This window comes from Noviherbaspirillum aerium, from assembly GCF_008929045.1.
GTDB classification, from domain to species: domain Bacteria; phylum Pseudomonadota; class Gammaproteobacteria; order Burkholderiales; family Burkholderiaceae_D; genus Noviherbaspirillum; species Noviherbaspirillum aerium.
Genome location: NZ_VFAH01000003.1, coordinates 373,708 through 395,246 on the forward strand (window position 1 = coordinate 373,708; position 21,539 = coordinate 395,246).

At 57.7% G+C, this 21,539-nt stretch carries 26 protein-coding genes and 2 tRNA genes; 15 read left to right on the top strand and 13 right to left on the bottom strand.

Going from position 1 to position 21,539, the window contains the following annotated elements:
• Nucleotides 1-69: 69 nt before the first annotated feature.
• A complete protein-coding gene (locus tag FH061_RS07535) occupies nucleotides 70-975 on the top strand; it encodes a LysR family transcriptional regulator (protein ID WP_151634569.1) in 906 nt (301 codons plus the stop codon).
• A 114-nt stretch (nucleotides 976-1,089) separates the two neighbouring features.
• On the opposite strand, the gene FH061_RS07540 is transcribed toward FH061_RS07535, so the two are convergent.
• From FH061_RS07540 to FH061_RS07560, 5 genes are all read right to left on the bottom strand, one after another.
• Entirely contained in the window at nucleotides 1,090-2,877 is a 1,788-nt protein-coding gene (locus FH061_RS07540) for a glycoside hydrolase family 2 protein (protein WP_151634571.1), read from the bottom strand.
• A gap of 129 nt (nucleotides 2,878-3,006) precedes the next feature.
• Nucleotides 3,007-5,217: a family 1 glycosylhydrolase gene (locus FH061_RS07545; RefSeq protein WP_151634573.1), complete on the bottom strand. Its 2,211-nt coding sequence runs from the start codon at nucleotides 5,215-5,217 to the stop codon at nucleotides 3,007-3,009.
• Nucleotides 5,218-5,678: 461 nt separating this feature from the next.
• Nucleotides 5,679-6,206, bottom strand: a complete 528-nt coding sequence (locus tag FH061_RS07550) for a glycine zipper 2TM domain-containing protein (protein ID WP_151634575.1) — start codon at nucleotides 6,204-6,206, stop codon at nucleotides 5,679-5,681.
• Between the two features lie 195 nt (nucleotides 6,207-6,401).
• Nucleotides 6,402-6,632 carry a hypothetical protein gene (locus tag FH061_RS07555; protein ID WP_151634577.1) on the bottom strand — a complete coding sequence of 77 codons (231 nt, stop codon included), beginning with the start codon at nucleotides 6,630-6,632 and terminating at the stop codon, nucleotides 6,402-6,404.
• A gap of 281 nt (nucleotides 6,633-6,913) precedes the next feature.
• Entirely contained in the window at nucleotides 6,914-7,120 is a 207-nt protein-coding gene (locus FH061_RS07560) for a hypothetical protein (protein WP_151634579.1), read from the bottom strand.
• Nucleotides 7,121-7,387: 267 nt separating this feature from the next.
• On the opposite strand from FH061_RS07560, the gene FH061_RS07565 reads away from it, so the two are divergent.
• The 7 genes from FH061_RS07565 (at nucleotide 7,388) to FH061_RS31465 (ending at nucleotide 11,762) form a co-directional block, all read left to right on the top strand.
• On the top strand, nucleotides 7,388-7,801 hold the full coding sequence (locus tag FH061_RS07565; RefSeq protein ID WP_151634581.1) for a hypothetical protein: 414 nt from the start codon (nucleotides 7,388-7,390) through the stop codon (nucleotides 7,799-7,801).
• Between the two features lie 139 nt (nucleotides 7,802-7,940).
• Nucleotides 7,941-8,237, top strand: a complete 297-nt coding sequence (locus FH061_RS07570; RefSeq protein WP_225984523.1) for a hypothetical protein — start codon at nucleotides 7,941-7,943, stop codon at nucleotides 8,235-8,237.
• A 174-nt stretch (nucleotides 8,238-8,411) separates the two neighbouring features.
• Nucleotides 8,412-8,666: a DUF1488 family protein gene (locus FH061_RS07575; RefSeq protein ID WP_151634583.1), complete on the top strand. Its 255-nt coding sequence runs from the start codon at nucleotides 8,412-8,414 to the stop codon at nucleotides 8,664-8,666.
• A gap of 24 nt (nucleotides 8,667-8,690) precedes the next feature.
• A complete protein-coding gene (locus FH061_RS07580; protein WP_151634585.1) occupies nucleotides 8,691-8,930 on the top strand; it encodes a hypothetical protein in 240 nt (79 codons plus the stop codon).
• Entirely contained in the window at nucleotides 8,917-9,228 is a 312-nt protein-coding gene (locus FH061_RS07585) for a hypothetical protein (protein WP_151634587.1), read from the top strand. The genes FH061_RS07580 and FH061_RS07585 overlap by 14 nt, the downstream gene beginning before the upstream one ends.
• A gap of 1,190 nt (nucleotides 9,229-10,418) precedes the next feature.
• A complete protein-coding gene (locus FH061_RS07590; protein ID WP_225984524.1) occupies nucleotides 10,419-11,573 on the top strand; it encodes a mechanosensitive ion channel family protein in 1,155 nt (384 codons plus the stop codon).
• Nucleotides 11,574-11,639: 66 nt separating this feature from the next.
• A complete protein-coding gene (locus FH061_RS31465; RefSeq protein WP_264158730.1) occupies nucleotides 11,640-11,762 on the top strand; it encodes a hypothetical protein in 123 nt (40 codons plus the stop codon).
• A 311-nt stretch (nucleotides 11,763-12,073) separates the two neighbouring features.
• Here FH061_RS31465 and FH061_RS07595 read toward each other — a convergent pair whose 3' ends face one another.
• Entirely contained in the window at nucleotides 12,074-12,334 is a 261-nt protein-coding gene (locus tag FH061_RS07595; protein WP_151634589.1) for a hypothetical protein, read from the bottom strand.
• Between the two features lie 547 nt (nucleotides 12,335-12,881).
• Between FH061_RS07595 and FH061_RS07600 the strand changes: the two genes are divergently transcribed.
• On the top strand, nucleotides 12,882-13,181 hold the full coding sequence (locus FH061_RS07600; RefSeq protein WP_151634591.1) for a hypothetical protein: 300 nt from the start codon (nucleotides 12,882-12,884) through the stop codon (nucleotides 13,179-13,181).
• A gap of 8 nt (nucleotides 13,182-13,189) precedes the next feature.
• On the opposite strand, the gene FH061_RS30340 is transcribed toward FH061_RS07600, so the two are convergent.
• Nucleotides 13,190-13,366: a hypothetical protein gene (locus FH061_RS30340; protein WP_192804954.1), complete on the bottom strand. Its 177-nt coding sequence runs from the start codon at nucleotides 13,364-13,366 to the stop codon at nucleotides 13,190-13,192.
• Nucleotides 13,367-13,568: 202 nt separating this feature from the next.
• Here FH061_RS30340 and FH061_RS07605 point away from each other — a divergent pair, with 202 nt between their 5' ends.
• Together FH061_RS07605 and FH061_RS31750 are read left to right on the top strand one after the other, a co-directional pair.
• On the top strand, nucleotides 13,569-13,802 hold the full coding sequence (locus tag FH061_RS07605) for a hypothetical protein (protein WP_151634593.1): 234 nt from the start codon (nucleotides 13,569-13,571) through the stop codon (nucleotides 13,800-13,802).
• A gap of 165 nt (nucleotides 13,803-13,967) precedes the next feature.
• Nucleotides 13,968-14,405, top strand: a complete 438-nt coding sequence (locus tag FH061_RS31750; protein WP_151634595.1) for a J domain-containing protein — start codon at nucleotides 13,968-13,970, stop codon at nucleotides 14,403-14,405.
• Between the two features lie 99 nt (nucleotides 14,406-14,504).
• On the opposite strand, the gene FH061_RS07615 is transcribed toward FH061_RS31750, so the two are convergent.
• Complete coding sequence (locus tag FH061_RS07615) at nucleotides 14,505-14,717, bottom strand: hypothetical protein (RefSeq protein WP_151634597.1); 213 nt, start codon at nucleotides 14,715-14,717, stop codon at nucleotides 14,505-14,507.
• A 234-nt stretch (nucleotides 14,718-14,951) separates the two neighbouring features.
• Between FH061_RS07615 and FH061_RS07620 the strand changes: the two genes are divergently transcribed.
• Nucleotides 14,952-15,500, top strand: a complete 549-nt coding sequence (locus FH061_RS07620; protein WP_151634599.1) for a surface-adhesin E family protein — start codon at nucleotides 14,952-14,954, stop codon at nucleotides 15,498-15,500.
• Between the two features lie 708 nt (nucleotides 15,501-16,208).
• On the opposite strand, the gene FH061_RS07625 is transcribed toward FH061_RS07620, so the two are convergent.
• Together FH061_RS07625 and FH061_RS30345 are read right to left on the bottom strand one after the other, a co-directional pair.
• Nucleotides 16,209-16,284 (bottom strand) — tRNA-Asn (locus tag FH061_RS07625).
• Nucleotides 16,285-16,441: 157 nt separating this feature from the next.
• Nucleotides 16,442-16,579: a hypothetical protein gene (locus FH061_RS30345; RefSeq protein WP_192804955.1), complete on the bottom strand. Its 138-nt coding sequence runs from the start codon at nucleotides 16,577-16,579 to the stop codon at nucleotides 16,442-16,444.
• 243 nt (nucleotides 16,580-16,822) lie between these two features.
• Here FH061_RS30345 and FH061_RS07630 point away from each other — a divergent pair, with 243 nt between their 5' ends.
• On the top strand, nucleotides 16,823-17,716 hold the full coding sequence (locus FH061_RS07630) for a YihY/virulence factor BrkB family protein (RefSeq protein WP_151634601.1): 894 nt from the start codon (nucleotides 16,823-16,825) through the stop codon (nucleotides 17,714-17,716).
• 351 nt (nucleotides 17,717-18,067) lie between these two features.
• On the opposite strand, the gene FH061_RS07635 is transcribed toward FH061_RS07630, so the two are convergent.
• Entirely contained in the window at nucleotides 18,068-18,538 is a 471-nt protein-coding gene (locus tag FH061_RS07635) for a hypothetical protein (protein WP_151634603.1), read from the bottom strand.
• Between the two features lie 187 nt (nucleotides 18,539-18,725).
• Here FH061_RS07635 and FH061_RS07640 point away from each other — a divergent pair, with 187 nt between their 5' ends.
• The gene (locus tag FH061_RS07640; RefSeq protein ID WP_151634605.1) at nucleotides 18,726-18,926 is read left to right on the top strand and encodes a hypothetical protein; all 201 of its coding nucleotides are present in this window, start codon (nucleotides 18,726-18,728) and stop codon (nucleotides 18,924-18,926) included.
• A 759-nt stretch (nucleotides 18,927-19,685) separates the two neighbouring features.
• On the top strand, nucleotides 19,686-20,522 hold the full coding sequence (locus tag FH061_RS07645; RefSeq protein WP_151634607.1) for a hypothetical protein: 837 nt from the start codon (nucleotides 19,686-19,688) through the stop codon (nucleotides 20,520-20,522).
• Between the two features lie 143 nt (nucleotides 20,523-20,665).
• Here FH061_RS07645 and FH061_RS07650 read toward each other — a convergent pair.
• Both FH061_RS07650 and FH061_RS07655 read right to left on the bottom strand, forming a co-directional pair.
• Nucleotides 20,666-20,756 (bottom strand) — tRNA-Ser (locus FH061_RS07650).
• Nucleotides 20,757-20,948: 192 nt separating this feature from the next.
• The coding region (locus tag FH061_RS07655; RefSeq protein WP_151634609.1) for an AMP-binding enzyme at nucleotides 20,949-21,539 on the bottom strand (591 nt) is incomplete at its 5' end.

The window sequence follows — 21,539 nt, forward strand, 5'->3', positions numbered from 1 at the left end:
GTGCATGCTACCCCGCGCCAGCAATAATTGAAAATCGATTATCATGATGGCTAGAATAGATAAATCTCTATGAATGCCACTTTTCGCCAGCTCCGCCTGTTTCTCTCGTTCACTGAACACCTGAGCATTACCGCTGCGGCGCAGGCCTGCCATGTCACTCAGCCGACCGTTTCCATGCAGTTGAAGGAATTGGCCGAGGCCGTCGGCATGCCGCTTTATGAACAGATCGGCAAGCGGCTTTACCTCACGCCGGCGGGCGAAGCCCTCGCAAGGACCGCTCGCGCCATGGAAGATGAATGGAGCGCCTTCGAACAACACATCGATGCGATGAAAGGCATGACGCGCGGCCGGTTGCGCGTGGCGGTGGTCAGTACCGCAAAGTATTTCGTGCCGCGTCTGCTTGGCGCGTTCTGCGCCAGCCATCCGGATATCGATATCGCGCTCGAAGTCCTGAACCGGGACGGCGTCGTCGCCCGCCTGCGCGAGAACCGCGATGACCTGTACATCATGTCGATGCCGCCGGAAGACATGGAGCTGGAACGCCATGCCTTCCTGTCGAATCCGCTGGAAGTCATTGCTCCGCAGGCGCACCCCCTTGCACACGGCAAGTCGATCACGCTTTCCGAGCTGGCGCAACTGCGATTCATTCTTCGCGAAAAGGGCTCCGGGACCCGGCTGGCGTGCGACAACCATTTCCGGAAACTGCAGTTCCAGCCGGACGTGCGACTGGAACTGGGCAGCAATGAAGCGATCAAGCAGGCTGTGGCCGCGGGCATGGGGCTGGCCGTGGTGTCGCGCCATGCGCTTGCCGACCACCCTTCGGATGAACAGCTTGCGATCCTGGACGTGCAGGGTTTCCCGGTATTGTCCAACTGGTGGACGCTCTACCCGAAGGGCAAGCGGCTGTCGCCGATCGCCGCCGTGTTTCTGGAACATCTCGAGCGCAATGCCCGGGAATGGCAGAAAGCGAAATAGGTCTTCCGCGATTGATTCCGGCATCAGTGATGACGCAGGACGCAGCGCTGCAGCGGACCGCCCCCGCCAACACTTTCCTGACGAGGGTCGTGCACCTTCACTGCGGGCCCGGTCTCAAACCCCGTATTGCGCCTTGGCATTCGGCTTGACATTGCGCGTTGCCGCGTAGATGTCGGCCAGCGGCAGTTTCGGCGAGCGGTCGGCGCGCAGCAAACCGTTGGCTTCCTGGAAGGTGTCGGCGAACTGCGTGTAGCAGAAGCCGCTGAACATTGGGGTTTCATTGACGACTTCCAGCAGGCGACGATAGCTGTTGAAGAATTCCTGGTCGCTGTCGGCCATGGAATAACCCCACACATTCTTGACGCCGGGCTCCGGCTCCTTCGCATAGGTGATGCCGCCGAACTCGGTCAGGATGATGGGCTGGCCGCGATGCGGATAGCCGTCCAGGGTCAGGATGCGGCCGCCGGGACGCCGCCGGTCGAACAGTTCCTGCGACGCGGCCGACGAATAACGCGCCGCCAGACGCTCCGGGTCGCCGTCGTAATCATGGATGCCGAGCAGATCGGTCGCCGACGCCTCCCAGCCGTCATTGCCGATCACCGGGCGGGTTGAATCGAGCGTCCGGGTCAGGTGATACAGCGCCTCGACCGCATTGCGATGGGCCTGCATCGATGTCAGGTTGGGCACCCCCCACGACTCGTTGAAGGCCACCCAGACGATGATGCAGGGATGGCTGTAATCGCGGTCGATCACCTCGCTCCACTCCTTCACCATGCGCTGGATCGCCTGCGGCGTGAAGCGGTAGGACGACGGCATCTCTTCCCATACCAGCAGGCCGAGGCGGTCGGCCCAGTACAGGTAGCGCGGGTCTTCGATCTTCTGATGCTTGCGCACGCCGTTGAAGCCCATCGCCTTGGCCAGTTCCACATCGCGCCGCAACGCGTCGTCGGACGGCGCCGACAGCAGCGTATCGGGCCAGTAACCCTGGTCGAGCACCAGCCTCAGATGATAGGGACGGCCGTTGAGCATGAAGCGGTCGCGGTTGATGTTGACCGAGCGCAGCGCGGTATACGACTTGACCTTGTCGATCACCTTGTCCTTGTGCCACAGCGTGATATCCACGTCGAGCAGGGTCGGATGCTCCGGGCTCCACAGCAGCTCGTTGCGCGAATCGTCAATGCCCGGATCGGACAGCGCGATCTTGCGGTGCGCTTCGCCGCCGATGATCTTGTAGTGGTCGTCGGCCAGCATCTTGCTGCCATGGCTGATTTTCACCTCGACCGACAGATCCTCTTCCACCTCGCCGGTGACGAAGGTTTCGCAACCGATCTCGAAGCCTTCGAAATGCGGCGTCCAGCGCAGCTTGCGGATGTAGGTGTGCGGCACTTTTTCCAGCCACACCGCCTGCCAGATGCCGGTGGTGCGGGGATACCAGATCGAATGCGGCTCGAGCTGCCAGTCCTGCTTGCCACGCGGCTTGGACAGATCCTGCGGGTCGTCCTGCACATGCACGGTGACAACATGGCGGCTTTGCTCGCCGAGCGCGTTGGTAATATCGGCATAGAAAGAGCTGTGCCCGCCTTCGTGCTCGGTCACGCGATGGCCGTTCACCCAGACCGTGGCCTGGTAATCAACCGCGCCGAAATGCAGCAACACGCGGCCGTCGTCCGGCGTGATGTCGAACTCGCGCTGGTACCAGCAGCCGCGGTGAAAGCCGCGATCGCCTACGCCGCTGGCCTGCGATTCCGGCGGGAAAGGAACCTTGATGTCATGCGTCCATTGAATTGGATCCGAGGGGTGTTCGTACTTCCTGTCGTTATCGAATGTAAATTTCCACTGGCCGTTCAGCGATTGCCAATGCTCGCGCACCAGCTGCGGGCGCGGGTATGCAGTATCAGACATTCTTTTTCCTTTAGTTGGTCGGCGTTACCCCGCTTGGAGTAGATCCGAACGAGGCTGTTCCCGAAGCACAAAGAAGATGCCCTGCCACCACCGGCCCGCCGCCTCAGGCCATACTGGTTGTCGCTGAAGTCAGGCCGCTTCCCGGTCCGCCGGACCGTCGTTCCATGCCATCGTGTTCTCATGCATGTAGCGTTCGATCGCACTGGTGAAGCTGGGCAAGATCAGCCCGCGTTCGCTGGTCAGCGCGGTGATGCCGCGGCCGCTGTCGTCGGTCTTCACCAGCGAAGAAGCATCGACCCCCGCCTGATGCGCGGCACGCTCGGCAAATTCATACCAGGAGACCACGCCCTGGTTGGCCAGATGCCAGATGCCGCCGGCGCGGTCGATCAGCAGGTCGACGGTGGCATTGGCGAGATCGGGCACGTAAGTCGGCGAGACATGCAGCGCATCGCTGGCATGCACCGCCCGCCCGGCGCTCAGGTCGCGCAGTACCGCATGCACGAAGTTGTAGCGGTCCCAGGGGCCGAAGAAGGCGCTGGTGCGCACCACCAGGGCGTCCGGAAACACCTCCAGCACGCGTTTCTCTGCCTCGGCCTTGCTGCTGCCGTAGACGCACAGCGGCGACACCGTATCGCTTTCGACATAGGCGCGGCCCAGGCTGCCGTCGAACACCAGATCGGAGGAAAAGGTGACGTAAGGAATGCCGAGATGGGCGCAGGCGCGCGCCAGCATTTCCGCGCCGGCGGCGTTTTCGCGGAAGCAACGGTCGGGTTCCCGCGCCGCATCCGCCACCCGCACATAGCCGGCGGCATTGATGACGGCCCAGGGACGATGGCGGGCGAGCGCCGCCTCCACCGATGCCTGGTCGGCGATATCCATCTCGTCGCGCGTCAGCAGATCGTGCGCCAGGCCGCGCTGCTCGCAGACGCGGGCCAGCGCCCGGCCAAGGGTGCCCCTGCCGCCCGTGATGACCAGCTTGCGCGGCGACTCCACCAGCGCCGGCATGACGATGGGCGTAGACGGCGCACTGAAGAAACGATCGGGCCGATGCCACCATCCATGTTCGTCCAGCACCGGATGATCGAAGCGGCCTTCCCTGGCAAGGTCCGCCACCGCCTTCGCCAGTGCGGTCGGCCGTATCGACTTGCCGCGCACGTCGAACACCCCGCTTTCATAGAAACCGTGCTCCTGCGTGAGCAGCGTATTCCAGTCGACGCAGCCGAACAGCGACCACACCGTGACCGCGCGGATATCGGCGCCCTCGGCGCGCAGGTTCTGCGCGGCCTGCCACATCTGGTTCAGCCAGCGCAGCTGATCGTCGCGCGTGCCGCCGAGGTGGGCTTCGGTAATGGCCATCGGCAGCCGGTATCGTTCCCAGACCTCGCGCAGGCGCGCCTCCGGGCCCAGCAGGCCATGCGCCTGCGGCACGCGTGTCGCATGCACGTCCACGTAAGGCACTTCGCTGGTATGAAACGCCGGCGGATAATCGCGCGCACGGTGGTCGAGGAAGCGTTCGCTGGTGACATAGTGGTTGATGCCGATGATGTCGGGCACGCAGGGATCGTCGCTGAACCGGGCGAGTGTTTCCTTGCTGATGCCGGCATCGAGGAAGTGCTGGTACCAGGAGTGGCCTGGCACGATGCGGCCGCACAGCAGATCGAATGACAGCCAGCGACGTTCATTCTCGAAATCGGCCTGATGCTTCAGCCGCGGCAGGCTGAAGGTCTTGCCCATGTCTTCGGTCTGCACCAGCTTCGCATCCGGAATGACGCGGCGGATGGCGCGCATGGACAGCAGCACCCCGAGACATTCGATGGTGAGGGCCTTGAGCATCGTGTCCTGGCTGCGGCCATGCGGAAACCAGTGTCCGTACAAGCCGGAAAAGCGCGCCGTCGTGAGCGGCTCGTTGACCGGCGTAAACAGCTTGATCCACGGATAGCGCTGTGCGACGCGCTCCGCATGCCGGGCGAGCATCTCGGGAAATTCGGGATCGAGCAGGCTGGTGTAGCCCGGGCCGCTGCCGTGATGAACCAGGCCCGCGATCGGAGCGATGCCGAGTTCGCGCAAGCGCTCCAGCCTTTCATCATGCCAGGCCCAGTCGCATTGGTCGGGATGCTCAGGGGAAATGGTTTCCCAAAGCACCGGATAGCGCAGCGTGCGTATGCCGAGACTGGCAATCGCGTCGAGGTCGTCGAGGCGCCGCGCATGCCCCGTTTCTTCACTCTGGTTGCGGAATTTGTCCTCGATGCGCACTACCGTGCATTCGATGCCACCCCATAATTCGAGGGGGGCCTGGGCGGAAGGTGTGGAAATGTTGTTGCTCGTAGTAGATGGAATCATCGTTGGAAATCGCAGGAATGAAATCGATGAAATGATCCAGTCTCGTTTGTTGAACGTTGTGACAACGATCAACTCTACGGAGTTACTCAGCTCCGCACGCGAAATTGGTCAATAGCGGATGAACGATGGAAACGTTATTCCATCAGGTTGCGAGACAAGCCTGGAGCGTTTTGCGGATTGACTTATTACCCTGACCGGGCGACAAAAGAAAACGTTCCCTTAATATTTCGACAAGGAGCGTTGATTGAAGCACTTCTTGCGCACTTCTTGATATCGGCCTAGCCGGGAACACGCATCTGCCAGGCAAGAAGGAGAGAAGGAAGGAAAAAGAGAATGGGCATGGCCAGCCGCCTAGGGTTGGCGCTTGCGGATGGTAAAACGGGAAAGACGGTTCGGCCGCCGGTCGCCCGCATGGTCATGCGGCAGGCACAGCGGCTGAATCGTGATGGGCAAACAGGGTGTTACGGACGCGGCGTGACGGATACCCGTACCCGCATGCGATCGCCGGGGTCGTAGGGCATCATGCTGGTATAGGTATGACCATGGTACTCGTAAGTCACGGCATAGCCGTTGGTGCGGGTCTGCCAATTGTCGATCGTGCGGCACTGGCGTACTGGCTGCTGCTCCACGACATTGCCGGCCCCGGCGGTATTGTTCTCCATCCTGTCGCCGACGATGGCACCGGCGATGGCGCCGGCTGCCGTGGCCACGGTACGGCCGCTGCCGCCGCCGACCTGGTTTCCGAGAATGCCGCCGGCGATCCCGCCGACGATCGAGCCGCCCATCCCGCGCTGCGGCTGAACCTGTCGCTGCACCGGCACATATTCGGTCCGGCATTCCTGCTGGGGATAGTTGACCTGCTCCATTTGGGGCGTCACGTTGACAACGCGCGCAAAGTCATCGAAGTCAGCCGCCTGCACGGCAGTTGCCGCCGTTACGGTGAGAAGAATAAGGGATAAACGGTTACGAAGCACCACGCAAGTAGACATGTATTTCCTCCAAACAAAACGACAACAGATGTTACGTCGTTCAACGGTTGAAGCAAGTAAATGTTATACAGGTGAATGTATCGGCGTGTATCAGCGGCAACATGGATCTTGCAGGCTTTGCCCTTGGCAAGCGCTCACTTTGGGCACTCAAGCCGTCCTGTGTTAGCGCCAGTGTTTTTCCTGCTTGCGAAGATGCTACAGCTCCCCAATATCGGGGCGCGCTCCGGTGGAGCGCGCAAGCTGCACGGCAATCGCGCCCTGAATCATGGACAACGCGGTATTGCTGCCCATCTTGAAACCACGCATCGCTGCGGAATCCATCAGTGCCAGCACCTGCTCAGGCGTCAGGTGCCGGTAATCTTCCATGCCATAGAGAATCTCGCGATTGCTGGTATTGATGCTGTTGATGATTTCATCCGGTGTCATACAGTCTCCTGGGCCATGGCGGCGAAAGTCGAATGCTTCTTGGCCAGTTTCAGAGACTGTGGCGGCAGCGACATGCGCAATTTCGTATAGGCGCGGTCACCAGATTGCGGCCTGTCAATTCAATAACAGATGCAGTTGTCCTATTGCATTGCTGCATTGTTGCGCCGTTGCAGCGTGCGGCAGGCAGCATGCTGCGACTTGCGTCGCAGTCGATTCCGGAAAACCAGGCTTGATCCCTGCCTTCGGGACGATGCGCCCGCGCCGCTTCGTCATTGCGGAATTCAGGAGGAAGGATTGCTGAACGCCTCTTCCTCGATCCTGTAATCATCGGCGCAAGTCTTTCCGCAGAAGCGCCGCACGTTGTCCAGCGGCTGATTGCAATACCAGCACGCCCCCTTGGGCTTGAGCGCCGCCATGGCGGTTCTCCCTACAAGCTCAAGCCTCCCGGGAGCCTCATCCTGCTCGTCACTGTGGTTCGCATCATGCATGATTCCGCCGCCCTTCTTCATACAACGGTTGCCGTGGTGCCAATCTCAAGCCAGTATAGTCGTATAAGAAAACCCCGTTCACACCGCGTGAAAATTTCTTTTTGACCTCTGCCGAAAAGGAAGCGAACAGGAAAAAGCTTTCCGCCACGACCACCGGCACGGGCGAAAAACTTAATGTTTCCCTGATGAACTTTCCACGAGCCGGCTGCGTCAAACCGACCTGTTTGTTTAAGGGGTCAGCCCCGTTTTCGACGCCCGGGAGGTAGTGTGTCAGCGGTACTCGAATCAAGTGAAGAAGCATCATCCAAGGACGGTGCAGCGCCAGGCGCAATTCAGATACGCGAAGGCGACTGGAAGGCTTATCTCAACTGCATTGGCCAATGCAAGGAGAACAAGACGAGGATCATCGAGCAGTACGGCAGCATCACGGCCTATCAGCGCGCCTGCGCGCTCGCCTATCTCGGCCGCCGCGCGCAGCTGCATGGCGGCGTATGCAGCAATCGTCATCCACACATCATGACACCGCAGTTCATCGCGGATCTGGAATCGAGCAACCGCACTACACGCTATGCTCGCTATCCATGGCTGCGTACGCTGATGAACCTGCTTGCCGAGATCGAACAGATTCAGGATCAGATTTCCACGACCAACGTCATCACGCTGGTGCCGGCGGCCAAATAGCCTTGACCCCGCGCCTTGACGAAGAGCTTTGCCCCGGACCCCGACGCGGGCAGTGCAATCATTCCAGGCTGCGCCACCTGCAGCCACGGTGCCTGGCCATGACGTTGAACGCGCCGGACAATTCAATGCCCAAGCTGACATGTATGCCGTACTGTCGCGGTATCCGATTGAAGCGATCACATTTGCCGGTATTGGACAAGGTGACATGGAACTGCAGGTAGAAAGCGCTCCCGGACCTCACGGCGATATCGAACCGCGTGCATTCATGCTGGGTGCGCGCAGGATAGAAGTCATCGAGATCGTGGATCGGTGGCTGGCCCTGGAATACAGCTATTTCAAAATCGCCGCGTCCGACGGCGCGACTTACATACTCCGCTACACCGGGGCATCAAGCGACTGGCAGATGACCCTCTTCAAATCCTCGAATCTTCCCTGAAGTCCGGCACTGCTCCGTTAGCACGCGTGTCCTTGCAGGCATGTCTGCATTGCCTGCGCCATCTCGATAGCGCGCATCGCAACCATTGAGTGCTGTCAAGACATTGACAGATTGACTCATTACCATCAAGCACACCAATGTTCGATTCCTGCAAACTATCTATCGGAGACAATCATGCAGAAAACCATGTCGGAACCGCGCGTGGCAGAAGACGGAGTGACATTTACCGTGGAAGTGGGTTTCGTTGACCGCGAATGCCTGGTATCGAAAAACGCGCTCGCCCATCTGCGTCGCCTGAAAGGCGGCCAGCAGGATTTCATGGAAATCTATCGCGCATTCGAGGACCAGATTCACAGCGTGGCACGCCGCCTCGTTGTCGCCGGAGTCAGTGGCACACCCCTTGTGCTTGGCGCGGCGTATTTCGTCTGACGATTCTCACAAGCCGCGTCTCGCATGCATGCGATGATGAATGCGCAGCCATCCTGTTGCGCATTCATCATGGCGCGCATGTCTCAAGCAAGCGTCGTCAAGAGCATTCATCACGCATCACCGCAGCAGTTGTTCAATGAAGGTCCATCGCAGAACTCAGAACTAAGCACCTCTGAGAATTATCAAAAAGACATCTGGGCGATTGGTCAGAATAAAACCCAGATTGAACCAATGACGGGGATAAATCCACATGAACCAAACTAAAGAAACGAACGCGACCGAGCAGTTTCAATACGACCCGAACAATCTGTTGGAGTCCTTGATCGAGAAGCTGAACCTGAAGAATGACGCAGCTCTTTCACGCGCGCTGGAAGTCGCCCCGCCGCTGATCAGCAAGATCCGCCATCGCCGTCTTCCTGTCGGCGCATCGCTGCTGATTCGCATGCATGAGGTCTCCGATCTCAGCATTCGCGACCTGCGCCAGCTGATGGGCGATCGCCGCAACAAGTTCAGGATCAGCGACAAGCAGTTCAAGCCGAAAGCGAACAATACCGCAGCCTGAAGCCGTATTTTTCGGCAGCGGCACTTACCCACATCTTCTGTGGTCAAGTATGTGGATAAGCCTGTGAATGACGACGGAAGCCGTTGATTCGCAAGGCAAAAGCCCTGCTGCTTCAGAAGCCGCATTGTGCGTGGCACCTGGTCCAGCCGCTTCATGCCGGTGACGGGGATGCCACAACAAGCCGGTTTGTTGATTGTGCAGCTGCAATCCTGAGGTTTCCTCACTTTTCATTGGACGAAAAAAAGCCCGCACACCTTTCGGCAGCGGGCGAATCCAATTCAAGGAGAGTTGGAGGAGACGGAATCACTATAACCAAAGCCGCTTTATCAGTCTGCTTTATTTTTCTTATGACTGATATGCCATTGAGTTATATGCGCCCTCCCATTCCATTCCAGCCCCCTTCCACGTGAACGGTTTCATTAGTCGATGACCTCGCTCAAACCAGGCAGTGCGGTGCAGTGTAGGATCTGCTGCATATTCGCATGGGAGCTCAACCGACATGTCACTGTTAGACGACCATCAAGCACCCTCTGATCCGGTACCCGGAGATGAGCCGACGCCGGATCAAAACCCTACGCCGGACCAGAACCCTGTGCCGGACCATAATCCGATCAGCGCTTCGGGCAAAAAGAAGGATTAATCCGGCAGTCGTGGATGACGCAGCGAAATTGGCGTGCGGCGCCTGAGCCTTCTTCCATCCTCAATTCCGGACCCTCCCTGTTTGGGCGGTCAGGCTGCGGCCGAGTTTGCCGCATACCCGCTTGCGAAGCGCGACCGGCGTTATCGACCCAACTGTTTGTGCGAGGCCGACACCGCACTAGGCGGTGTTTGACAAGCGTCGCGAGCGGTTCGGAGTCGGGTTGCATTGAGGTGCGGGAGAGCACGCGCACGGACATGCGCCGAGCACCGCAGACGCGGATCCGGACCGCGCAACAGCTTGCCAAACATAGCCCAGAGCGGATTGCAGGCAGGTGTACCGAAGAATCGATCCGCCTTGGGATGCAGGGCAAGGCGGGAAGAGCCTCGTGGGCGGGCCACACCAGCGACGAACAACGCTGCCAGGCGCCCAAGGCAGGCCGAGGCGGCCGACCATCCACCTGCAATCCGCTCGATGCTCGGCGCTCAATCATGGATAACGCCAGCGCAGCAACAACACGCCTCACGCAAACGCTTCACTTCAAAAACAAGTAATGAACAATGCTTTTTCCGGCGGGCTGGAAGCATTGGCGCTCGCGCTGATGCCCTGGTTTCTGCTTGTGACTCATCTGCCGTGGATCGGCCTGGTCGTGCAGCTCGTGATCCTGCTGATCGCGGTTCTGCTCACGCATCATTTCGCGACCCACTTCCTGCTTGGGATCAGCGCGTCGCTGCCCTATTCCCGGCGCATCGTCCAATATGGACATCGTGCCGCCGCCGGCGTGCTTTATCTGCTGCTAGCCCAGGTCCTGCTGCGCAACGCGCCTGATAGCCTGCCCGGCATTGCATCGGCCCGCCATGCCGGCGCTCTGGCATTGATAGCAGCATTGACATGGCTCGGCGTACGTTGCGTGCGCGCCATCGCGCACACCATCCTTGCCAACAACCCGGCGGATGCGCCGGACAATCTTGAGGCGCGCCGCATACAGACGCAAACCAAGGTACTGGCTCGTTCCGTCATGGTCGTGATCATCCTCATCGGAACCGGCGCGGCATTCTCCACCCTGCCCGTGCTTCGCCAGATCGGCACCAGCCTGCTTGCATCCGCAGGAGTCGCGGGCCTGGTGGTCGGCTTCGCCGCCAAGCCGGTATTGGGGAATCTGCTGGCGGGAATGCAGATCGCGCTAACACAGCCGATCCGACTTGAAGATGTGGTCATCGTACAGAATGAATGGGGGCAGGTCGAGGAAATCACCGGCACCTACGTGGTCGTACGCATCTGGGACCAGCGCCGCATGATCGTTCCACTGCAGTGGTTCATCGAAAACCCCTTCCAGAACTGGACACGGAACAATTCCGACATCCTTGGCACGGTCAGTATCTGGGTCGATTACAGAATGCCGGTCAACCTGCTGCGAAGCGAAGCACAGCGCTTGTGCGAATCCGCGCCGGAATGGGATGGACGCTTGTGCCTTACCCAGGTCGTCGAGGCCGGCGAACGGTCGATGCAGGCAAGGATACTGGTGAGCGCGGGGGACGCAGGCCGTTTATGGGACCTTCGCTGCCGTCTCCGGGAAGGTTTGATCGATTATGTACAGAGGCAGCATGCGGAGTATCTACCGAAACTGCGCGCAGAAGTCATGACGGATACCGCAGTGCGGGAAAAACAGGCGGATGAGACGCCATCCTTCACCAAGCCGCAGGCTTGAGATAACGCAAACCTCGGCGAATCGAGAGTTGCTACAGTGCATATCCGATCTGGGAGGAGACACCTTATGCCGAACTATATTGACAACTATCAGACTGCCCTGTCCTTCAACGAGTATCTCATCAAGACTACCGTTGATTACTGGACTGCCGTCACATTCCCGGCAATCTACTTTGCCAAATATCTCTGAAGAGATAAAAGCGCATTTCAGGACGAGAGTGTTCGGCAAGTTCCGGACTGCGGTCCTGAAGTAACGGCAGGCTGACGGCAATCCCCATGCCGTCAGCCTGCCTCATTTTTTACCATCGCAAATTTATCCTGTTAAATCAAAAGGATGCCGCTTCATATCTCCGGTTATCCACAGGTTTGGTCACAGGAGATGTGGGAAAGTCCTTAAGGCGTGTTATTCATCCCGTCAGAGCTTTGGCGGCGGCCATAACAGGCTCTCGCGTTCTCCGGTATTCCGCATCGACCACAGCTTGAAACGCGGCTCACTTCAAGTCAACGCAAGCCCGGCATGAAGTTGGACATGCCGGAATAACGCGATCCGTTTCCCCCAGCCGCCTCCACGCTCTGACCGCCTTTCGTATCCGGCACGGCAGGCTTGCCAGACTTGCGATTGCTCTCCAGTGCCGCCAGCAGCACCATGCGAATCAGCTCACGATTGATGGAAACATCTTCCCGGCGTGCGTGCCTGGGAAGCAATCCCGCTTCGGTCGCCTTTCTCATCGCGGCATCAATCATTTCGGTCGTAATCTTCATCCCAAACCTCCTGTTTGAGTAGCGCTGCCGAGCCTCCCTGGCAACGACATCTCAGCGAGTGCAGCGGCGAGGGCCATGCATGCCGGCACCGGAAAGACAGTCTGTATCGGGATTGTGACCCCTTGATGAATCACGTCCTGCGAAACTGTGCGATTTCCAGCAACACGCTGGCCGAGAACACTACCTGTGCAAGAGCCGTGCCGCATCAAAACGGCGCTTCAGGGCCTGTCCACGCTTCATTTGGAAGTGCGAAGGCACCTTAGGCGTTGCAGGGCCAGGCACGACGACGCGTCTTAGCGGTGCTACGGCAAGAAGGACTCGGCGTCCCCTCGTGACGCCGCCACGCCGCGCCTACGGCTCCGTCCCCGAGGGTTCGCACCAGAACCAGGTGTGAACAGACCCTAGAACGCTTTTCCTCAACTTCCCGGTGTTTAGCGCCCATATCTCCCATATATATGGCTATGCGCGGCTCCCGGCTGCGTGTTTAATGAGGCCACTTTTATCGTATAGATTCTCCATACGAACCAGACGAATAACAGGTATAACAATGTCGCGGATTTTATGCAGCGAGTGCCAGGCGGCTCTTTCCACGCATGCGGAAGCATGCCGTGAGTGCGGCTATCCGGTCATGGCCCGGGGCCAGCCAGCCTCGCCGACCGATAAGGAGACCGTCCCGGCATCCCTGAAGGAGTACAGGCTCATGCAGCTGGCTGGAATTGGCCTCAGTTGCGCCGGATTCCTTGCGGTGCTGGCCGACGCCCTTGTATTTGCGGGAGTCTCGGTTACGGTGGGTATTGGCACTTACATGACAGGTTTGCTGGGCGCCTGGTGGAATTCCACCGAATAGGCGTTCGTTCAGGCTTGGGCCGCTTCCGCGGCACGCGCACGGTTAAGGGCATGCAGGGCGGCAGCCAACAGATCGAGTTGGCGCTGACCCGACACCATCATGGTGGGAAGACCGCAGGCGAGTACCGCCTTTTCCAGTTCCAGCAGTGCGGCGAGCTCATTGCTTTGTCGCTCAGACGTTGTCATCTTTATTCCTTGTGGAAAAAATGGTGTGCAGCACCTAGACTGATGCTCTCCAGCTTTGTTCCGGCCCCTAAACATTCCTATCAAAAATAGGCATATGAAGTTGCGCACTTGCTCCAGCCTTGTCGCTCTGCATGACCACGGTCAAAAAAGCCTGGGCCACCCCTGCTAGGATGAAAGCCGGCTTATACCTTCCGGAGCGGCAATGCAGATAGAAACGATAGGAAAATACCAGTTGCACCTGGTAGCGCATGAGTTGCCTGGAGGAAGAGAATGGGATCCCTTTGTGACCATTCTCAAATTTGACGATAGCGCCGGCGATTTCCGCTGTGTGGTCGAGAAGCGCAGAGCCTCGGAAACACCGGCTCTCAGCTATGAGGAAGCCCTAGAAGTGGCGAGACGCGCCGGCACCGAGTTATTGAAGCATCAACAACTTTAAGTCCACTTGGCTTTCGTATAAGGCTTTTACTGAAAGACCATAACGCTCAACGAATGACTTGATAAAATGCAATGAGGCCTCTGTGCAGTGCAATAACATGGTGAAAATATCCGGCAAAGCCTGCACCGATGCCCTTCGTTTAAAACTTTTTTCGGATTGCCCAGGATGGGACAGCTCCATACGCATTATGACAACCTGAAAGTCGCTCGCAATGCGCCGCCGGAGGTAATTCGCGCGGCGTATAAGACGCTTTCGCAAAAATACCATCCCGACCGAAACAGTGACAATCCGGATGCGATCCGCGTCATTCAAATCATCAATTCAGCGTATGCGGTGCTGTCGGACCCGGCAAAGCGCCGGGAACATGATGAATGGATCGCCCGCATGGAGTCGCAGGATTCTCAGGGAGGAAGCCGTATTGACAATGTCGATATGGCCATTCGGCACCGATCGCGCAGGCGTTCACGCCATGGACGGCATCACTCATCCTCGCTTGAAGCGTTTCTGGCAAAGCATCAGCATTCCAGTCCGTTGCTGAAGACTCTGCAGAAAGCCTGGCTGGCATTCGATCAGCTCTCGCGCAAATTGTTCAGGAAGACCTGAACGGGCTAGTATGGTCTGGTTGTGCGCTGGATAAGCCTGAGCGCGCTCTTCTAACTGCCCCTTCGCCGGCGCCTCCCGCGCCCGGGAAATACCATAGCCTCATTCCGAGTCGATACCGCGGTTTGAACGCTCCACGCGCGCCAGCAAGGCGGCGATCGAAGCGGTATTGACAAGCCGGGCATCGGCGTCATCAAGCTCGCGCCCGTTCTGCATCTCATGAATCGCGGACAACAGCTCGAGCACCAGGCCATAGTGACAGGCGGCTTCCACGAGTATTTCAAGTTGTCGAGCGGTATGTTCGGCGGCGGGCATCTCAAACCTCAATCGTCGTCGGAATCAACGGTATTGTGCTTCGTACGGAATTTTCCATGGAAGTTCCGACCAATTTACAATGTCGTGGCGAACAATGAAGCGACGAAGGTGAAATCTGCAAAATAAAAGCCGGCTTGTGGCCGGCTTGCAGATTCCCTTGTATGGGATTGGGGATAGACAATATTACACCAGTGCCCGCGCCGCTCCAACAAGCTTTCAACAGCGACCAAAGAAATGAACATTACCACCCCTCCCCCTCGTCATCTCGGGCCGACCTCTTTGAGTGTGAAGGCGCTCACCTGTGTGGCGATGCTATTGCTGTCGCATGCAGTTTCGGCGGCACCTCAAGATCCTCAGCGGGGCATCGATGAACTGTACACGCAGGGACAGGGCGAAATGTCTTCCGCATGGCGCGGCGCAGGAAAGTCGCATGACGCAGCCGTATTCGTGCACACCGATCGGCGCCGGGAAAGTGATGGGCGCATCGCCGTCTGGATGCACCGGGAGCTGGCGTCGGTGGAGTATTTCGAAAAGGAGAAGCCTTACCATTCCATTCGCGAGCGTTTGCTGGTCGATTGCAAGGCAAGCCGTCTGGGCGTGGCGGATGTGGCCTACTATGGCGAGCGATTTGCCAAAGGCGCGGTGGTCGGCACCGTGAAATCCACATCGCCCGACATGACGAATCCCGTACCCGATACGATAGAAGACCAGGTCCTGCGCAATATCTGCGCGCCGAAAGCACGTCAGGTCCCGCCCCAGCGACAGAAGCAGGTGCCGCAGTAACTGTGCAGTTACCGTAGTGTTTCGCTCCATCGTCAAGCGTCATCAGGCTTCGCGGTGCGGCAGTATCGCAGGCCGCCTTGCCTGATCAGCGATGCTTCGCGCACAGGGCGGCATGGCTTGCCGCACATTGTCCCTCTTGCTCGCCGGGCGGATGAACGCAATGCGCTGGAACGCATTGGCGCCTGAGCTGCTGCAGATCGCGGTCCGGGCTGCAGTCATGCTGCAGTCATGCTGCAGTAATTGCATACATTGGCTTAAGTTAGCTCAAGATGCCATTGCTGGCCGTCGCCAATATAGAGGCTGGCACGGAACGCTGCGTTGAAGCGTTCAAGAGTTTGAGGGACACATAATGAAAGAGGGTTCAACAGTACTTCTCGTCAGGGTGATATGCGTGATCATGTACGTCTACACCATGGCAGCAATCATGTCCTGCTTTCCGCGGCTGGAATGGATCGGCACCAAGAAAATGAAGGCGCACTTGAGCTCAGTGCATTCCGGCCATTCATCGGACGATTCCACGCCGGGAATGTCCGCATAAGTTTTGCGGCAGCGGTAGGAGCCCACACCGAACGCAACTGGAAACGCCGCGAGCGCTTGGACTTGCTCGTTCACGAAAGTAAGCGGGATGGTTTTGTCGGGAACGCGTCCTGGCCGGAATGACGCGGATTTACAGGGCAAAGGGGGAAAAGCTGGAAGATGGTTTGACTCTGGCTCCCCGACCTGGACTCGAACCAGGGACCTGCGGATTAACAGTCCGTCGCTCTACCGACTGAGCTATCAGGGAACAGAGGCCGCATTATATCGGCAGCCCGATCGGAATGTCAAAAATTTGTTCTGCTGGAAAGTGCTGACATTGCAAGCACCCGGGCAATAACGCTACCTTCCCGCGGGATGCTCCTTCAACCCGAGAGAAGAAGGATGTCGAATTCCCGGCTTGCGGCTTACCGGAATTTTTTCATCGCAAGCACCAGCAGCGCGATGGATGCCGATACGCCAAGTGCTGCGCTACGCATTGCCGGCAGTTTCAAATAGGAGGCGCGGGACTTCAGGCGGATTCTGTTATGCAGTGACTTACCCATGCTGTCTCTCCAATGAGCACACTCGATACCTGTATTATAAAAACCCCTTGATGACCCGGATGTGACAGACAATGCGCATTATTGAAGTTGAGCAAAATACCTCGACTTTTTGTCACTTGCGGCAACGCTTGATCGCCGCTGCCGTCGATCTTCACTTGCGCGATCACAAGCCATCCCGCCGCGCAAGCCCGGACAGACCGACTCTGGCGTAGCATAATCGCCACCTTCCACGGCAGGCATCTCATGCAGATCACCGACCGCAAAGTCCTATTCATGATCGAGCGACCGGGCACCTTCGCGTTAAGAGCGCTCAAGGGCTTCCGCGCAAACCAGGGGCTGCTGCTGGCCGGCGCAGTTGCCTACTACGCACTGCTTTCCATTGTGCCGCTGCTGATCATTACGGTTATCGCGCTGTCGCATTTCATCGATCAGGGCGAGCTGCTGGAAACGATAGGCCGTTATCTCGAATGGCTGATTCCCGGACAGTCCAAGGAAGTCGTCACGGAGCTTGCCAATTTCCTTGGTCATCGTGAAGTCATCAGCTGGCTGCTAGGCGCAACGCTGATCTTCTTCAGCTCGCTGGCATTTACCGTTCTGGAAAATGCGATGTCGGTCATCTTCTTCCACCGCGTTGCCATCCGCCGCCGGCATTTCCTTGTCTCCGCCCTTCTGCCCTATTGCTACATCCTTTTCCTCGGCCTCGGCCTGCTGATCGTGACGCTGGTGGCCGGCAGCCTGCAATCCATCGGGCAGGAGCATGTGGACCTGTTCGGGACCACATGGTCGCTGAGCGGGCTGTCCGGCGTATTGCTCTACCTGCTGGGCTTTGCCGGCGAAGTGCTGTTGCTGTCCTCCGTCTACATGGTGATGCCGGTCGGACGCCTGTCATGGCGGCACGCGCTGCTGGGCGGCGTCACCGCAGCCGTGCTGTGGGAGGTGACGCGCCATGTGCTGGTCTGGTACTTCGTCACGCTCTCGCAAGTGAATGTCGTCTATGGTTCGATGACCACGGCCATTGTCGTGTTGCTGAGCCTCGAAATCGCTGCGACCTTGCTGCTGTTCGGCGCTCAGGTCATCGCGGAATATGAACGCATTGAGGAAGACGTCCGTCAGGAAGATGCATCATTTCACACGTAGGAAGCGCAATGAGGAATGGCAGTAATGCCGCTGCGTTTCATGATGGATGGGGAATGTGAAGCAGGCGGGTCGGGGAATGAACATGCCTTTCACTCGCATGAGGAAAGACATGTTCGACTGCCGTCATGCATATCGGTTGCATGTACCGCAGATGAGTGAATCATACCTTGCACATGTTGCCGCACCATGATGGCCATCAAAGAACAGGCTACATGCCTGCTATCTGCGTTAATCCCCTGCACGGCGCAACTTGTGTAAGTTGCAGATGACTGCATCGAGCCATCGCATGAACCGGGTGGAGCGGCATGCGTCGCCCTACTCGATTCGTGCGGCCACACATATCACAAGCAATTACTGTTTGCTGCTCTGACTGCCGCCGCTCTTGGCCTTGCCCGAGTCGCCCGCGCCCGATGCGGCCTGGCTGCCGCCATCCTTTCCTCCCGAGCTTGTGGTGGTCGTTGCGGAAGCAGCAGATGACGTCGTTTCATCAACACACGACGTGCTGACACTGGGCGCACTGTTCTTCGCCATTGAAGGACCGATCTGGCGTGCGGTCCCGGTATCGGCATTGCCGTTGCTGCCTGGGCGCATGGTCGATTCGGGGCACTTCACCGCGGCACCGGATGCCGATGTGCCGGGAGTGCGCGAGCCGCCGGTGGAACCTGAAGTGCCCGAAGCAGGACTGCCAAGCCCGGGAGTTACCTCACCCGCATTCGGATGGCCGGATTGCGGGTTCTGGGTGTTCTGCGTGGCATCGGCGTGCGCGAGGCCAGTGGCGGCAAGCAAGGCGCTCAGCAATAGGGATGAGGTCAATGTTTTCATGAGGAAGCTCCATCATTGGAATTGAATCCATGGAGTGCTGCAAGACATATGCCATTTTCCCTGAAGAACAAAAGCAGCCGGCCGCGCAGCCCTCCATCCTTCATTGCGAAGGCAATCAAGCAAACAAGCATGCATCGTGAAAACATGGGGTGACACACCTGCATCGCGAGGAATGGCAAGTTATGGAATGAAATACTTTCAAAACATCTGCAAGAATGACTTCGCGAAATCAAAAGCCGTGACGCGCGACATTCGTAATTCACAGCAGAAGAAGGCTGCCATATCCATCACGCTCCGGATATTGTGCAACTTCGCTCTTGAACGGGCGCATCAGGATCAGGCGAGTCGCAAGCTAGGCGAGCCCAAAACGGAAAAGGCTCACCGTTGAAGATAAATGCTTTAAACCTGATGTTCATCTTGACCGCGCCGTCCGGATGTAAAGCCGATCAGACCGCACCGCGCGTCCGGATCAGGTGCATCGCAGATGGCGGCCACGCGAACCGGAGCCTCGGCACTTGAGTCTCTTCCGGCGCATTCCAGGTATCGGAAGCAAATCACTTGCATGAATTCACAGAGGGCTTTGCTTATACATACAGTAACTGCAGATGCGGTAAATACTGCAGTCTTGATTGTGGGTACCCAGCAAGTAAGCGGAGTGCCACTAAGTAATAGAGTCAATCTGGCGGACAGCCTCCATATCTTATTAAAAAAACGACATGAAAACTTACCAATGGCCGGCGTGCCGAATGTAAAGGAGAGGATGCAGGCTGTCTGCAATTAGAAAGAAGAAAACGAACCGAAGCGGGACTTCGAACCACTCATATTACAGTTCGTGAATTGCTAGGTATTGAGAACATTAACAGCACAAGAGCACCTCATGGTTATCGGATTCCGATTTACAGGTCCGCCCTCATCTCCTTTACAGTCACCAGCGGATCGTAAAGATTCTGCTCAAACAGCACGCTCGCCTGCAGTTGCGAATCCTGTGGAGCAGCCATCCAAAACAGGATTCCTCCCATCGTCAATTCAGAGCGGCGTTGCCAATTTAAAGAGATTCTCGACGCGCGTGAGCCGGACCAGCAGTACGGCCGCCGCACCCCCTCTTGGATCGGCCTCCAGAATATCCAGGTCCACACTGCATATCGGCATGCCGGTTATCAGGGACGATCCCACCTTTCGCAAAATAAAGGAACCGGAAAACCGTGAGCTTCATCCGGAAATCGAGAAATTTCGGAATGACAGCATGAAGAACTCCGGGAATGAGATTAATTGGATGAACTACCTGCTTGAAGGGCAGGATGAAGAAGCGAAGAAATGTATTTTGGAATTGAAAAGGGACTTGGCGCTAATCGACGACAAGGTAAATCGAAGCATAGAAGAGCTCAGGTTAACGGCATATGAAGATATCCGGAGCGCAAAGAAAGCACCTTCGTCCAATGACGAGCAAGCAGCCAGGAGTAAAACGAAGCGGACCATGAAGGAGCGTCTATCGATCGGGGCTAGTCGCTCGGAGTTGAAGGCGCAACGTTTGTCAGAACGGCAAAAACTATTGAGGGACAGTGAAGGCTCACGAGCGAATGAGGAAGCCTTGGTTGCTGCCCAGGCCTTGGGTCGCTTCAAGCAACGTGTCACCATGGAGTTCGAACCCGCCCGGAGGAAAGACATGCGTGACGTCTGCGTAAAACAGCTTGCCAAGCATTTCGGAGAACGCCTCCCTACCGGGCCGCTTTACCAGTTGGTAAGTGAGTTTAGTCCAGAGGCTGCGGAAGAATTTATCGTGAAATACTCGAAGCTCAAAGAGTATCCTCCATTGTTCAAATCATTTGTTGCCGGCATCAAGTCCGATGACATAAGGGGATTAATGGGACGCACATCTTTAGAAGAACTACAGAAAGCAACGTCCTTAGCCAAGCCGGTTCATGTTGAACGGCACACTTCGTCACCCTCGGCATCTTCAGAGAGGCAAGGGAAGAACGATGCGTAATCCTCGGATATTCGCGCATGCTGTCGGAAAGACAGTTTTTCCAGTTTGGCGAATTCTTGCGAACTGAAGATTGCGGAGGTACGCAACCGCGGATGAATGTGGCAACAAAAAAGCCCCTGATATCAGGGGCTTTTTCTTGTGCTTGGCGGAGAGGGGGGGATTCGAACCCCCGATAGGCTATGAACCTATACACGCTTTCCAGGCGTGCGACTTAAACCACTCATCCACCTCTCCTGGATTCGGTTTTCGCCTTTGCGAAGCCGCAGATTATAGCAAAGGTTTGGAATTTTGCCGCAATTTTTTCTAAGGCAACAATCAAACTCTGAATGCAGAAATAATAATGCCGGCGAAGCTTGTGGCTCCGCCGGCTTTGTCTCCAGGGGTGTTATTGGTTACAGCAGCTTTTGTTTTCCCTGTTTTACTGCGTTACTGCGCTTGTTTCAGTTGATCCAGGATGGCCGGATTTTCCAGCGTGGAGACATCCTGGGTGATCTGTTCGCCCTTGGCCAATACACGCAGCAGGCGCCGCATGATCTTGCCCGAGCGCGTCTTCGGCAGGTTGTCGCCGAACCGGATTTCCTTCGGCTTGGCGATCGGACCGATCTCCTTGCCCACCCAGTCGCGCAACTCCTTGGCAATCCGCTTCGCTTCGTCGCCACTCGGCCTGGCCTGCTTCAGCACCACGAACGCGCAGATCGACTCGCCCGTCGTCTCGTCCGGCTTGCCCACCACCGCCGCTTCCGCCACCAGCGGATTGGCCACCAGCGCCGATTCGATTTCCATCGTGCCCATGCGGTGGCCCGACACGTTCAGCACGTCATCGATGCGGCCGGTAATCGTGAAGTAACCGGTCTGCTCGTTGCGCACCGCGCCGTCGCCGGCCAGGTAGATCTTGCCCCCCAGTTCTTCCGGGAAGTAGCTCTTCTTGAAGCGCTCCGGGTCGTTCCAGATGGTGCGGATCATCGACGGCCATGGCCGCTTGACCACCAGGATGCCGCCCTGCCCGTTCGGCAGGTC

Bases quoted from the DNA above. Each gene is read 5' to 3' on its own strand.
- FH061_RS07535 (WP_151634569.1), top strand. From the start codon at position 70: ATGAATGCCACTTTTCGCCAGCTCCGCCTGTTTCTCTCGTTCACTGAA.
- FH061_RS07540 (WP_151634571.1), bottom strand. From the start codon at position 2,877: ATGTCTGATACTGCATACCCGCGCCCGCAGCTGGTGCGCGAGCATTGG.
- FH061_RS07545 (WP_151634573.1), bottom strand. From the start codon at position 5,217: ATGATTCCATCTACTACGAGCAACAACATTTCCACACCTTCCGCCCAG.
- FH061_RS07550 (WP_151634575.1), bottom strand. From the start codon at position 6,206: ATGTCTACTTGCGTGGTGCTTCGTAACCGTTTATCCCTTATTCTTCTC.
- FH061_RS07555 (WP_151634577.1), bottom strand. From the start codon at position 6,632: ATGACACCGGATGAAATCATCAACAGCATCAATACCAGCAATCGCGAG.
- FH061_RS07560 (WP_151634579.1), bottom strand. From the start codon at position 7,120: ATGCATGATGCGAACCACAGTGACGAGCAGGATGAGGCTCCCGGGAGG.
- FH061_RS07570 (WP_225984523.1), top strand. From the start codon at position 7,941: ATGTATGCCGTACTGTCGCGGTATCCGATTGAAGCGATCACATTTGCC.
- FH061_RS07575 (WP_151634583.1), top strand. From the start codon at position 8,412: ATGCAGAAAACCATGTCGGAACCGCGCGTGGCAGAAGACGGAGTGACA.
- FH061_RS07580 (WP_151634585.1), top strand. From the start codon at position 8,691: ATGCATGCGATGATGAATGCGCAGCCATCCTGTTGCGCATTCATCATG.
- FH061_RS07585 (WP_151634587.1), top strand. From the start codon at position 8,917: ATGAACCAAACTAAAGAAACGAACGCGACCGAGCAGTTTCAATACGAC.
- FH061_RS07590 (WP_225984524.1), top strand. From the start codon at position 10,419: ATGAACAATGCTTTTTCCGGCGGGCTGGAAGCATTGGCGCTCGCGCTG.
- FH061_RS31465 (WP_264158730.1), top strand. From the start codon at position 11,640: ATGCCGAACTATATTGACAACTATCAGACTGCCCTGTCCTTCAACGAG.
- FH061_RS07595 (WP_151634589.1), bottom strand. From the start codon at position 12,334: ATGAAGATTACGACCGAAATGATTGATGCCGCGATGAGAAAGGCGACC.
- FH061_RS07600 (WP_151634591.1), top strand. From the start codon at position 12,882: ATGTCGCGGATTTTATGCAGCGAGTGCCAGGCGGCTCTTTCCACGCAT.
- FH061_RS30340 (WP_192804954.1), bottom strand. From the start codon at position 13,366: ATGACAACGTCTGAGCGACAAAGCAATGAGCTCGCCGCACTGCTGGAA.
- FH061_RS07605 (WP_151634593.1), top strand. From the start codon at position 13,569: ATGCAGATAGAAACGATAGGAAAATACCAGTTGCACCTGGTAGCGCAT.
- FH061_RS31750 (WP_151634595.1), top strand. From the start codon at position 13,968: ATGGGACAGCTCCATACGCATTATGACAACCTGAAAGTCGCTCGCAAT.
- FH061_RS07615 (WP_151634597.1), bottom strand. From the start codon at position 14,717: ATGCCCGCCGCCGAACATACCGCTCGACAACTTGAAATACTCGTGGAA.
- FH061_RS07620 (WP_151634599.1), top strand. From the start codon at position 14,952: ATGAACATTACCACCCCTCCCCCTCGTCATCTCGGGCCGACCTCTTTG.
- FH061_RS30345 (WP_192804955.1), bottom strand. From the start codon at position 16,579: ATGGGTAAGTCACTGCATAACAGAATCCGCCTGAAGTCCCGCGCCTCC.
- FH061_RS07630 (WP_151634601.1), top strand. From the start codon at position 16,823: ATGCAGATCACCGACCGCAAAGTCCTATTCATGATCGAGCGACCGGGC.
- FH061_RS07635 (WP_151634603.1), bottom strand. From the start codon at position 18,538: ATGAAAACATTGACCTCATCCCTATTGCTGAGCGCCTTGCTTGCCGCC.
- FH061_RS07640 (WP_151634605.1), top strand. From the start codon at position 18,726: ATGAAATACTTTCAAAACATCTGCAAGAATGACTTCGCGAAATCAAAA.
- FH061_RS07645 (WP_151634607.1), top strand. From the start codon at position 19,686: ATGCCGGTTATCAGGGACGATCCCACCTTTCGCAAAATAAAGGAACCG.